Origin of the sequence: Kitasatospora sp. NPDC058965 (assembly GCF_042741245.1) — a bacterium.
GTDB lineage: Bacteria > Actinomycetota > Actinomycetes > Streptomycetales > Streptomycetaceae > Kitasatospora.
In genome coordinates this window covers 1-10841 of the sequence record NZ_JBHYKG010000291.1, presented here as the reverse complement: position 1 = coordinate 10841, position 10841 = coordinate 1, and the positions used below count along the sequence as shown (strand labels likewise).

Annotated in this window: 15 protein-coding genes; 12 read left to right on the top strand and 3 right to left on the bottom strand. The window is 74.0% G+C overall.

What is annotated here, in order from left to right:
• The first annotated feature begins 166 nt into the window (after nucleotides 1-166).
• The 7 genes from ACFW1A_RS32690 to ACFW1A_RS32660 all read left to right on the top strand — a co-directional run bounded on the left by ACFW1A_RS32690 (nucleotide 167) and on the right by ACFW1A_RS32660 (nucleotide 5329).
• Nucleotides 167-637 (top strand): hypothetical protein, encoded by a 471-nt coding sequence (locus tag ACFW1A_RS32690; protein WP_380415364.1) that lies wholly within the window; start codon nucleotides 167-169, stop codon nucleotides 635-637.
• The gene (locus ACFW1A_RS32685) at nucleotides 634-1107 is read left to right on the top strand and encodes a roadblock/LC7 domain-containing protein (RefSeq protein ID WP_380415362.1); all 474 of its coding nucleotides are present in this window, start codon (nucleotides 634-636) and stop codon (nucleotides 1105-1107) included. The genes ACFW1A_RS32690 and ACFW1A_RS32685 overlap by 4 nt, the downstream gene beginning before the upstream one ends.
• Nucleotides 1104-1583: a DUF742 domain-containing protein gene (locus ACFW1A_RS32680; RefSeq protein WP_380415360.1), complete on the top strand. Its 480-nt coding sequence runs from the start codon at nucleotides 1104-1106 to the stop codon at nucleotides 1581-1583. The genes ACFW1A_RS32685 and ACFW1A_RS32680 overlap by 4 nt, the downstream gene beginning before the upstream one ends.
• Entirely contained in the window at nucleotides 1564-2202 is a 639-nt protein-coding gene (locus ACFW1A_RS32675; RefSeq protein WP_380415358.1) for an ATP/GTP-binding protein, read from the top strand. Before ACFW1A_RS32680 ends, ACFW1A_RS32675 begins: the two co-directional genes overlap by 20 nt.
• A gap of 65 nt (nucleotides 2203-2267) precedes the next feature.
• Nucleotides 2268-3527: a styrene monooxygenase/indole monooxygenase family protein gene (locus tag ACFW1A_RS32670; protein WP_380415356.1), complete on the top strand. Its 1260-nt coding sequence runs from the start codon at nucleotides 2268-2270 to the stop codon at nucleotides 3525-3527.
• A 132-nt stretch (nucleotides 3528-3659) separates the two neighbouring features.
• Entirely contained in the window at nucleotides 3660-4775 is a 1116-nt protein-coding gene (locus ACFW1A_RS32665) for a DUF4190 domain-containing protein (RefSeq protein WP_380415354.1), read from the top strand.
• Complete coding sequence (locus ACFW1A_RS32660; RefSeq protein WP_380415352.1) at nucleotides 4772-5329, top strand: GNAT family N-acetyltransferase; 558 nt, start codon at nucleotides 4772-4774, stop codon at nucleotides 5327-5329. Before ACFW1A_RS32665 ends, ACFW1A_RS32660 begins: the two co-directional genes overlap by 4 nt.
• Here the strand turns inward: ACFW1A_RS32660 and ACFW1A_RS32655 are convergent.
• On the bottom strand, nucleotides 5301-5909 hold the full coding sequence (locus ACFW1A_RS32655) for a class I SAM-dependent methyltransferase (RefSeq protein WP_380415350.1): 609 nt from the start codon (nucleotides 5907-5909) through the stop codon (nucleotides 5301-5303). The two genes, ACFW1A_RS32660 and ACFW1A_RS32655, sit on opposite strands and share 29 nt — an antisense overlap.
• 46 nt (nucleotides 5910-5955) lie before the next feature.
• Between ACFW1A_RS32655 and ACFW1A_RS32650 the strand changes: the two genes are divergently transcribed.
• Complete coding sequence (locus ACFW1A_RS32650) at nucleotides 5956-6624, top strand: hypothetical protein (RefSeq protein WP_380415348.1); 669 nt, start codon at nucleotides 5956-5958, stop codon at nucleotides 6622-6624.
• A 3-nt stretch (nucleotides 6625-6627) separates the two neighbouring features.
• Here ACFW1A_RS32650 and ACFW1A_RS32645 read toward each other — a convergent pair whose 3' ends face one another.
• The gene (locus ACFW1A_RS32645; protein WP_380415346.1) at nucleotides 6628-7140 is read right to left on the bottom strand and encodes a hypothetical protein; all 513 of its coding nucleotides are present in this window, start codon (nucleotides 7138-7140) and stop codon (nucleotides 6628-6630) included.
• A gap of 175 nt (nucleotides 7141-7315) precedes the next feature.
• Here ACFW1A_RS32645 and ACFW1A_RS32640 point away from each other — a divergent pair, with 175 nt between their 5' ends.
• The 4 genes from ACFW1A_RS32640 (at nucleotide 7316) to ACFW1A_RS32625 (ending at nucleotide 10023) form a co-directional block, all read left to right on the top strand.
• Nucleotides 7316-7768, top strand: a complete 453-nt coding sequence (locus ACFW1A_RS32640) for a MarR family winged helix-turn-helix transcriptional regulator (RefSeq protein ID WP_380415344.1) — start codon at nucleotides 7316-7318, stop codon at nucleotides 7766-7768.
• Nucleotides 7769-7770: 2 nt separating this feature from the next.
• Entirely contained in the window at nucleotides 7771-8616 is an 846-nt protein-coding gene (locus ACFW1A_RS32635; RefSeq protein WP_380415343.1) for an ABC transporter ATP-binding protein, read from the top strand.
• The gene (locus tag ACFW1A_RS32630; protein ID WP_380415340.1) at nucleotides 8576-9436 is read left to right on the top strand and encodes an ABC transporter permease; all 861 of its coding nucleotides are present in this window, start codon (nucleotides 8576-8578) and stop codon (nucleotides 9434-9436) included. The genes ACFW1A_RS32635 and ACFW1A_RS32630 overlap by 41 nt, the downstream gene beginning before the upstream one ends.
• Before the next feature lie 155 nt (nucleotides 9437-9591).
• Nucleotides 9592-10023 (top strand): hypothetical protein, encoded by a 432-nt coding sequence (locus tag ACFW1A_RS32625; RefSeq protein WP_380415338.1) that lies wholly within the window; start codon nucleotides 9592-9594, stop codon nucleotides 10021-10023.
• Nucleotides 10024-10070: 47 nt separating this feature from the next.
• On the opposite strand, the gene ACFW1A_RS32620 is transcribed toward ACFW1A_RS32625, so the two are convergent.
• Entirely contained in the window at nucleotides 10071-10751 is a 681-nt protein-coding gene (locus ACFW1A_RS32620) for an MBL fold metallo-hydrolase (protein WP_380415336.1), read from the bottom strand.
• Between the last annotated feature and the right edge of the window lie 90 nt (nucleotides 10752-10841).

Sequence of the window (10841 nt, the reverse complement as noted above, 5' to 3'; positions counted from 1 at the left end):
GACCTGGACGGGCGCCGCTGGTGGGAGCTGACCGACCCGTACGGCGGCCTGGCGATCCGACCTGCCGGAGCTGCCGCGGCGCCGACCGGCCCGGGCGGCCGGGGCAACGCCCGCCGCGGTCCCGGCAGCCGAGCCGCCGGTTCCCGCCGCCCCCGCAGCGGAGCCGGTGCTGTCGGCGCCGGAGGCGGCCGCGCACCCCCTGGACGGCCTGCACGCGGCGGACGCCCCGCACCCCTTGGACACCCCGACGCGCGAGCTGACGCTCCCGCACCTGGCGGTGCCCGAGCGGCCGGCCGGCCCGGCGGCCCCCGAGCTGCCGCGCCGGGTGCCCAGCGCCAACGGCCTGCCCGGCACGGGCGAGGCCCCGACCTCCGGTCTGCGCCGGGTCACCGGCGCTGCCGCCCCGGCTCCCGAAGCCGACCCGCAGGCCGCCGGTGAACCCCGGCAGCCCGCAGATCCGTATCTTCCGACCGAACCGCACCTTCCCACCGAGTCGGCACAGGCGCGCAGCTCCGCCGAGGAGCTGCGCCGTCGACTCGGCGGATTCCAGCGCGGGCTGCGCAAGGCGGCCGGCGAGAGCGCGGCGGCCACCGAGGTGGCGCAGCCGGCCGATTTCGTTCAGGAGCAGGACCGATGACCGACGCCATGCCGACCGTGCACGCCGCCCCCGCCGGCCCGGCCGCCCCCCAAGCCGCCGTCAGCCAGGCCGCGACGAACGTCCGCTGGCTGCTCGCCGACCTGCTCGGCTCGGTCCCCGGGGTGAGCGAGGCGGTGGTGGTCTCCTCGGACGGCCTGCTGCTCGCCGACTCCGCGCAGGGCCGCAAGGCCGACCAGCTCTCCGCCATCATCTCGGCGCTGACCAGCCTGACCGGCGGTCTGGCGCAGCTGGTGGAGTTCGGCGCGGTGCAGCAGACCATGGTCACCATGGACCAGGGCCACCTGGTGGTGATGGCCATAAGCGACGGCTCCTGCCTGGGCGTCTACGCCTCGCTCGACAGCGACCTCGGCGTGCTGGCCTACCAGATGGCCCTGCTGGTGGAACGCGCGGGCCACGCGCTGACCCCGCAGGTGCGCAGCGAACTGCACCGGGCGATGGCCGTCCGATGACCGAGCAGCAGGAGGTAGCGAGCATGGCCGGTACCGCCGGAAGCAGCAGCACGGCCGCCGGTGCGGCGGGCGGTCCCGGCCACGGCCTGCGGACCGACACCGCCCGCTCCGGACAGGGGCGTTCGTCGCGGGTGCGCCCGTACGCGCTGACCCGGGGCCGGACCAGGTTCGGCCGGGTGCTGCTGGTGGAGACCCTCGTCTCGGCGCTGAACCGGCCCGCCGACCCGGACGACCGCAGCCTGCCCGAACTCACCATGATCTGTGATGTGACGCGCGGCCAGATGCGCTCCGTCGCCGAGATCTCGGCGCTGCTGCGGATCCCGCTCGGCGTGGTCAAGGTGCTGGTCAGCGACCTGGCCGACCAGGGCCGGGTGCGGGTGCACGGGGTGGACTCGGCCGACCTGCCGGACGGCGAGGTCCCGGGGACCAAGCGGGTGCTGTTGGAGAGGGTGTTGGGTGGACTTCGCAAGCTCTGAAGCGGTGGCCGGCCCCGGTCCGGCCGGCCCCGCAGGCGTCGTTCCCGGCGTCCCGCTGACCGCGGGCTCGGCGACCTCCACCAAGATCGTGGTGGCGGGCGGGTTCGGCGTCGGCAAGACCACCTTCGTCCGCTCGGTCTCCGAGATCCCGCCGTTGACCACCGAGGCGGTGATGACCGAGGCCGGCGTCGGCGTGGACGACACCACCGCCGTCCCGCACAAGCGGTCCACCACGGTGGCGATGGACTTCGGCCGGATCAGCCTGGCCCCGGACCTGGTGCTCTACCTGTTCGGCACGCCGGGCCAGGGGCGGTTCTGGTTCATGTGGGACGACCTGGTGCGCGGCGCGGTGGGCGCGGTGGTGCTCGTCGACACCCGGCGCCTGGCCGACTCCTTCCCGGCGCTGGACTACTTCGAGGGCAGCGGGCTGCCCTTCGTGGTGGCGGTCAACCAGTTCGACGGTGCGCCGGTCTACACGCCCGAGGCGGTGCGCGACGCGCTCGGCGTGTCGGCCCCGGTGCCGGTGCTGATCTGCGACGCCCGGCAGCGCGGTTCCACCGTCGGGGTGCTGACCACCCTGGTGGAGCACGCCCTGGCCGTGGAGCCGGTGGCGGTCTGACCCACCCCCCCGGGGTCCGCCAAGCATCACCCCCTCCAGCACAACGAGCAAGAAGGCAGGCAGCGATGCGCAAGATACTGATCGTCGGAGCCGGGCAGGCCGGACTCCAGCTGGCGCTGGGTCTCCAGGCCAACGGCTACGACGTCACGGTGATGACCAACCGCACCGCCGACGAGGTGCGCGACGGTCGGGTGCTCTCCACCCAGTGCATGTTCGACACCGCGCTCGGCCTGGAGCGCGACCTGGGCCTGAACTTCTGGGAGGAGGCGGCGCCCAGGGTCGAGGGGCTGGGCGTCTCCGTCTCCGGTCCCGAGTCGGTGGAGGTCCCCCCGGCCGGAGGCAGGGGGAGGGTGATCGACTGGGTCGGCCGGCTGGACGGCTACGCGCAGTCGGTGGACCAGCGGATCAAGATGGCCGGCTGGATGGAGGCCTTCGAGCAGCGCGGCGGCAAGCTGGTGATCCACGGCGTGGCGGTGTCCGACCTGGACTACTTCGCCCGCAGCCACGACCTGATCCTGGTGGCGGCCGGCAAGGGCGAGCTGGTCTCCATGTTCGGCCGTGACGCGGCCCGTTCGCCGTACGACGTCCCGCAGCGCGCGCTCGCGGTGGCCTACGTGCACGGCCTGGGCCCGCGCCCGGAGCACGACTTCCAGGCGGTGCGCTGCAACCTGGTGCCCGGGGTCGGCGAGCTCTTCATGATCCCCGCGCTGACCGCCACCGGTCCGTGCGACATCATGTTCTGGGAGGGCATCCCCGGCGGTCCGCTGGACGCCTTCGGCGGGGTCAAGGACCCGGCCGAGCACCTGGCGCTCACCCTGGAGCTGATGAAGACCTACACCCCGTGGGAGTTCGAGCGCACCCTGGGCGGGGTCGAGCTGACCGACGCGGGTGCCACGCTGGCCGGCCGGTACGCGCCGGTGGTGCGCAACCCGATCGGCGAACTCCCCGGCGGCGGCCTGGTGCTGGGCGTCGCGGACGTGGTGGTGGCGAACGACCCGATCACCGGGCAGGGCTCCAACAACGCCGCCAAGTGCGCCGCCGTCTACCTGGACGCGATCCTGGCGCACGGTGACCGCCCGTTCGACCGCGCGTTCATGCAGGCCGCCTTCGACCGCTACTGGGACGACGCGCAGCACGTCACCAAGTGGACCAACGCGATGCTCGCCCCGCCGCCGGAGCACGTGCTCAACCTGATCGGCGCGGCGGGCCAGCTGGAGCCGGTGGCGCACCGGTTCGCCAACGGGTTCAACAACCCGGCCGACTTCGAGCAGTGGTTCTACGAGCCGGAGAAGGCGGCGGCGTTCCTGGCCTCGGTCACGGGCTGACGCCCCGGCGCACCGCCGGTCGGTGAGGGGGACGGTCACCCGGTGACCGTCCCCCTCACCCGTTCACCGCAGGTCCGCCACGGTCCGCTAGAGTCCCGCGTGATCGAACAGCGAGGGTGGGGGACAGTCAGCATGACCTCGGACGACACGACGGCCGACCCGTGGGCGCCGCCGCCCGCCGACGCGGTGCCGGCACCCGCCGCGCCGCACGGCGCGCCCCAGCCGTGGTACGTGCCCGGCGCCGGGCAGCCGTCGGGGTGGGACCCGGCCGGCCCGCGGCCGGCGTACCCGGGCACCAACAAGCTCGCCGTCACCTCGCTGGTCACCGGCCTCACCTGCTGCCTGGCGCCGGCCGCGCTCGGCTTCGGCATCGCCGCCCTGGTCCAGTTGGGCAAGCGCCGCCAGCGCGGCAAGGGGCTCGCCGTGACGGGCGTGGTGCTGGGCGTGCTGGGACTGCTGGCGATGATCGGCTCGGCCACCGCACTGATCGCCAACAGCAGGATCAGCCTGACCGGGAAGTCGCGCAGCGTCTCCCAGTTGAAGGTGGGCGACTGCTTCACCCAGTCGCCGCTCGGCGGCCAGGTGGTCGTCGTCGGCTGCCGCAACCTGCACAACGCCGAGGTCTCCGCCGTGGTCAAGCTGACCGACCCGGAGTTCCCCGGCGCCGCGGCGGCCCGGACCGAGGCCCGGACGCTGTGCAACGAGGCGGTGTTCTCCTACATCTACGACCTGTGGGACCGGCCCGCCGGTCTGCGGGCCGGCGAGTACCCGCCCACCGACGCGTCCCAGTGGCAGCGGGGCAACGGGACCGCCGTCTGCTACCTCGCCGACGAGGCGCGCAGCGGGCGCACCAAGGCACTGCGGGACGACGCGCGCACCCTGACGACGGACCAGTACACCTTCCTCACCGCGGTCCGCTCGCTCGACCTGGACGCCCGGCTCGGCGGCCGGGACTGGATCACGGCGATGGCCACGGACCTGCGGCTGACCGAGATCTCGCTGGAGCACGACAGCTGGTCCGGTCCGCGCAAGGACGAGGTCACCGCGTACCTCGCCGAACTCAAGGCGAAGCAGCCCGTGTTCCAGGCCGCTGCCGACGACAGCAGCACGCCGGTCGACCAACTGGTGGCCCGGTTGCGGATGCAGGACCCGGTCACGGCGGAGGGTGCCGCCCGGCGCGCGCTCGGCCTGCCCGACCACAACGGCTCCGGCATCGGGATGCCGCCGCTGCCGGGCAGCCCGTCGTGACGCCTGCCGTGACGCCCGCCGCGCTGCCCGCGGCGCCGCCCGCCGTCCGCCGCCGCAGCCGGGCCGACCTGCCCGGCTGCGAGCGCGCGCTGCTGGCCGTGCACCGGGCGGACGGGTACCCGGCGGTGTGGCCCGCCGAACCGGCCGGGTGGCTGGCGGAGTCGGGACAGCTCGCGGCCTGGGTCGCGGTGGCGGGCGACGGCGGTGTGGTCGGTCACGTGGCGCTCAGCCGTGAGTCGTCGGCGGGGGAGGAGTGGGCCGCCCGGACCGGCGCGGCGGTGGCGGACACGGTGGCGGTCAGCCGGTTCTTCGTCGATCCGGCCGCGCGCGGGCAGCGGCTGGGCGAGCGGTTGCTGGCGGTGGCCGTCCGGCAGGTCGAGCACTGGGGGTCGGTCCCGGTGCTCGACGTCGAGGCCGGCGGCGCCGCCGCCCTGCGGGTCTACCGCGCCACCGGTTGGCAGGAGTTGGCGGTGGTGGAGCAGCACTGGACGAACGGGACGACCGCCACGGTGCACTGCTTCGCGCTCAACCGGCCTGCGGGCGACGGGCGATGACGTCGAACAGGTGCCAGTGCTTGGGGCCGCCGAACGAGTCGCCGTCGGCGTCCTCCTCGTCCAGTCGAAGGACCTCCAAACCGTCCAGCATCTGCTCCACTTGAGCTCGCGTCAGGTAACTGCCCGGCTGCTGCCCGTGGTACGAGTCGTGCTCGCCGAAGAGGTTCACCGCCAGCACGCCGCCGGGGCGCAGGGTGCGGCGCACCAGGGCCCACAGCCGGGCGAGTTCGGCCGGGGCGGCGTACGGGAGCGAGTAGCCGGCGTAGATGAGGTGGGCGTGCGGCAGTCCCCGGACCAGGCCGAACGGGACCGCCTGCACGGTGAGCCGCGGATGGTCGGCCGGCCGGGTGTGGGCGCGCACCGTCTGCTCGGTGTCGGGGTGCATGTCCACCGCGTGGGTGCGGAACCCGGCGCGCAGCAGCGCGTCGGTCTCCCGGCCCAGGCCGCAGCCGAGGTCGATCGCGGTGCGGCCGGCGCCCGGCCCGGCCAGCTCCAGCGCCCGGCGCAGCAGCGGGCGGACCTCGCGGGTGTCCTGGGCGTCGTTGTACTCGGTCCAGTGGGCTCGCGCGTAGCTCGTCATCGAAAAGAAGTTACCCGCGGGGGAACCGCCTTGGTAGCGTCCGGACATGGTTGATGATCGAATTCCGGTGACCGCGGCGGACCTCACCGCGGCGGTCGACTGCCTGCTGGCCGTGCTGGAGCCGTTGGCCGACGGTGCTTCGGCGGACGACTGGTCGGTGCCGGCCCGGGAGTCGGACTGGACCTGTTGGGAGGCGCTGGAGCACCTCGCGGACTGCCTGCTCGCCTACGGGCTCCAGTTGGGCCCGCGCCGCGCGCCGCTGGACCACTGGGTGCCGCTCGCCTGGGCGCACCGGCGCGAGGGCGACCCGGGCACCGCGATCGCGGTGGACCGCGCGGACGGCCCGGCGGGCCTGCTGGAGGCGATCGCGGCCACCGGCGGGCTGGCGGCGGCCGTGGTGGCCGCGCGCGGCGCGGACGTGCGGGCGCAGCACGCGTACGGGATCGCCGATCCCGAGGGCTTCGCGGCGATGGGCGTGGTGGAGACCCTGGTGCACGGCTACGACGTGTGCGCGGCGCTCGCGGTCGACCTGCAGCCGTCGGCCGGGCTGTGCGCCCGCACGCTGGCCCGGCTGTTCCCCGAGGTCCCGGCGGGCGAGGACCCCTGGCAGGTCCTGCTCTGGGCCACCGGCCGGATCGACCTGCCCGGCCGCGGCGAGGGCCGGCGCACCTTCACCCGCTGGCACAGCGCGCCGCTGCACGAGGGCGGGCAGTAGGGGTCACCAGACGGGCTTGCGGCGCTTGGTCCTCAGCCGGACCCGGTCCTGGAGGAGGTGCCGGTAGTAGGCGGCCCGCTCCCGGTCCGGGTCGAGCTGCTCGCAGATGTCCGCCACGGTCTCCGCGTCGCCCGCCGTGCCGGTCAGTCCGGCCTGCAGGAGGGTCCAGAGCCCCTCGCGGAACAGGGTCAGGCACTGCTCCAGCAGGTCGGCCGGGAACTCCGCGGAGCTGAGGTACCAGAACGTGTCCAGGATGTCGCTCCGGGCACCGTCCGGGACACCGGCGGCCAGGGCGGCGATCAGCACGGCGACGGAGGGCGGGGAGCACGGGAAGAGCCGGCCGTTCCGTTCGATGTGCCCTTCGAAGGCGTGGCTGATCCGCAGGCCCGCCGCGTCCGGCCCCAGTTCGCTCTCGAACAGCTCCCGCAGGTGGTCGGCGGACTCGCCGCACCCGCACGGGAGCGCGGCCCAGTGGTGGCGCGCGAGTTCGGCCCGGACCAGAGCGCTGACGTCCATGGCCCCAACCTAGCGCCGACGTCCATGGCCCCAACCTAGCTCCGACGCCCGCGCCCCAGCTGGCGATCCGTCAGGCCGGCGCGCGGGCCGGCGGCCGCGGCCCGCCGGCCCGCGCGTTGTCGGGATCGAGGGCTGCCCTCGACAAATACCTCTTATTGAGAGATAAAATGAACCCATGAGTGAAGCCACCACCGATCTCGCCGACGAGTTCTCCGATCTGCTGGTCGGGGTCCGGCGGCTGGTGCGGCGCAGGCTGCGCCGGGAGTTGCTGGAGCCGCGGCTGCGCGGGGCCCAGGTGGAGCTGTTGCGGTTGGTCATGGCCAACCCCGGGCTGCGGGTGTCGGAGGCGGCCAAGGAGCTGTTCCTGGCGGGCAACTCGGTGTCCACCCTGGTCAACCAGCTGGTCACGGCCGGTCTGCTGGTCCGCGAAGTGGACCCGCAGGACCGCCGGGCGGCCCGGTTGCAGGTCACCGAGCAGGCGGTGGAGCGGCTGGCGGCCTGGCGGGCCAGGCGGCAGGCCGTGATGGCGGAGGCGGTGGCCGCGCTGCCCGCGGAGCAGCGGGCGGCGTTGGCCGCCGCACTGCCCGCGCTGCGCGGTCTGGTCGAGGAGCTGAGGGAGGAGGGGTGACGATGGACGACGGGGAGGCCGTGGTCTGCCAGGGACTGGAGTACGAGTTCCGGCACGGCAAGGGCCACGCCACCAAGGCCGTGGACGGGGTGGACCTGACGGTGCACGCCGGTGAGGTGTTCGGCCTGCTGGGGCCGAACGGCGCCGGCAAGACCACCACGATCCGCGCGATCACCACGCTGCTGCCGGTGCCGTCCGGCATGGTGCGGGTCTTCGGGCACGACGCGGCCCGGCGGAAGATGGAGGTCCGCCGCCTGCTCGGCTACGTGCCGCAGCAGCTGTCGGCGGAGGGCGGGCTGACCGGTCGGGAGAACGTCGCCCTGTTCGCCCGGGTCTACGACGTGCCGCGTGCCGAGCGGTCCGCGCGGGTGGCCCAGGCGATCGCCGCGGTGGGGCTGACCGAGGCCGCCGACCGGATGGCGTCCAGCTACTCCGGCGGCATGGTGCGCCGGTTGGAGCTGGCCCAGGCCCTGGTCAGCGCACCGCGCCTGCTGGTGCTGGACGAGCCCACCATCGGGCTGGACCCGATCGCCCGCACCAGCGTCTGGGACTGCGTGGACGCGGTGCGCAGGGCCACCGGGATGACGGTGCTGGTCACCACCCACTACATGGACGAGGCCGACCACTACTGCGACCGGATCGGCCTGATGGACCGCGGCCGGATCCGCGCCCTCGGCACCCCCGAGGAACTGAAGGCCCGGGTGCGCGAGGCGGACCCGACCCTCGAACAGCCGACCCTGGACGACGTGTTCCGGCACTACGCCGGCCGCGACCTGGGGCACGGCGAGAAGGAAGGAGAGTTCAGCGATGTCCGCCGCACCCGCCGCACCGCGTCCCGCGTCGGCTGAGCCCGACCGGCGGCCCGACCTCGGGCTGCTGCTGGTCGCCCCGCCCGCCCGCAGCGGCTGGCGCCTGGTCCCGGCCCGCGTGCAGGCGATGTGCGCCGTCGAGCTGCAGAAACTGCGCCACGACCGGACCGAGCTGTACACCCGGGCGATCCAGCCCGCGCTCTGGCTGCTCATCTTCGGCGAGACCTTCAACCGGCTGCACGCGATCCCGACCGGCGGGGTGCCGTACCTGGACTACCTCGCCCCCGGGATCATCGCGCAGTCGGCGATGTTCATCGCGATCTTCTACGGCATCATGATCATCTGGGAGCGGGACTCCGGGGTCCTGACCAAGCTCCTGGTCACCCCGACCCCGCGGGCCGCGCTGGTCACCGGCAAGGCGTTCGCCGCCGGGGTGAAGGCGGTGCTGCAGGCCGTGGTGGTGCTGGTGATCGCGGCGCTGCTCGGGGTCGGGATGACCTGGAACCCGTTGCGGCTGCTCGGGGTCGCGGTCGCCGTGGTGCTCGGCTCGGCCTTCTTCTCCTGCCTGTCGATGACCATCGCCGGGATCGTGCTGACCCGGGACCGGCTGATGGGCATCGGCCAGGCCATCACGATGCCGCTGTTCTTCGGCTCCAACGCCCTGTACCCGGTCGGCCTGATGCCCGGCTGGCTGCAGGCGGTGAGCAAGGCCAACCCGCTGAGCTACCAAGTGGACGCCCTGCGCGGGCTGCTGATTGGCACCCCGGCCCACCTGGGCCTCGACTTCGGCGTGCTGGCGCTGGCGGCCGGCGCCGGGGTGGCGGCCGCCTCCTCGCTGCTGGGGCGGCTGGCGAAGTAGGGACCGCCGGGTACCGCCCGCCCCGCCCCGGCCCAGCCCGGGCGGGTCGGGGCGGGCGGTTCGAAACCCGGAGAGGTGTCGGTCGGCCCGGCTAGACTCCGGGGCAGTTGCTCCGGGGGCTGGAGCACGTGCGGACCACAGTGGGCGGGGCGGGTATGAACAGCAGTCAGTTCCCGGGTCTTCAGAGGCATTTCGCGTTCTGTCCGCGATGCAATGCGACGCGCGAGCACACGTACCACGACTCCCTCGGCGTCCGTGTGGGCGCGAGCGTCCTGAGCCGGGCGGAGACCTTCCGGGGTGTGCTCGGCTGCCGGGGCGGTCGGATGCCCAACGGTGCGACGGTGGAGTGCGGGCACCTTCGCACCGAATCGACCGAGTGCTTGCACCGGCCGCCGCACTGCACAGTCGATCCCGCCCGACGCGGGGCCAACACCGACCCCGCGACGATCGCGGAGATCGAGCGGATCAACGCACACACCCGGGCGGTGGAGGCGCGGCAGGCGGCGAATGCCAAGGTCTTCCTGCCGATCTTCGTGGGAATCGCGCTCGTGATCGGTCTGCTGCTCATCTACGTGGCGTTCTTCTGAGGCGACCTGCGCCGGTGCGCCGTGCCGACGGGCCGTCGGTGGTGGCGTCAGTGCACCGTGCCGACCGAGGCCGCCGCGTCCCGCAGGGCCTGTGCCGCACCCGAGGCGATCGGCGTGCCGTGACCGAACACCGCGGTTTCGGCGCCCAGTTCGGCGAGCCGGCGGACGGAGGCGGCGGCCCGGGCCCGGTCGGTGTTGAAGACGCCCATCCGGGTCCGCTCGACGTTGGAGACCGCGTCGCCGGTGAACAGCACGTTCGGGCCCGGGAGGTGGATCGCGATGGACCCGTCCGTGTGGCCCGGGACGGCGACCACCACGGCCCCGCCGCCGAACTCCAGCACGTCGCCGTCGGCCACCTCCCGGTCCACCCGGCAGGGCGGTACGGGCGGCAGCGGTGGCAGGGCCGCCCGGATCGGGACCTCGAACTCCTCCAGCACGGCCGGGACTCCGGCCACCTCGCCGCGGATCACCGGCGCCTCCAGGTGGTGCGCGATCACCTCCGCCCCGTGGCGGGCCGCGAGTTCGGCAGCCGCGCCGGCGTGGTCCTCGTGCCAGTGGGTGAGCACGATGCGGCGGAGCGGGCCGTCCAGCACCTTCTCGATGTCGGCGCCGGAGTCCGCCAGGCCCGCGTCGATCAGGGTGAGGTCGGAGCCGTCGCGCCACAGGTAGGCGGCGCCGACGGGGAAGCGGAGCATGTGCAGGGTCGGGAGTACCTCGATCAGATCCATGGGGTCAGCCTGCCTGGTGGCGATCGGGTACGCACGGCTGTTCGCTGACGGCTCATCAGGTCCTGGTGGGGTGCCGCCCCGCAGCACGGG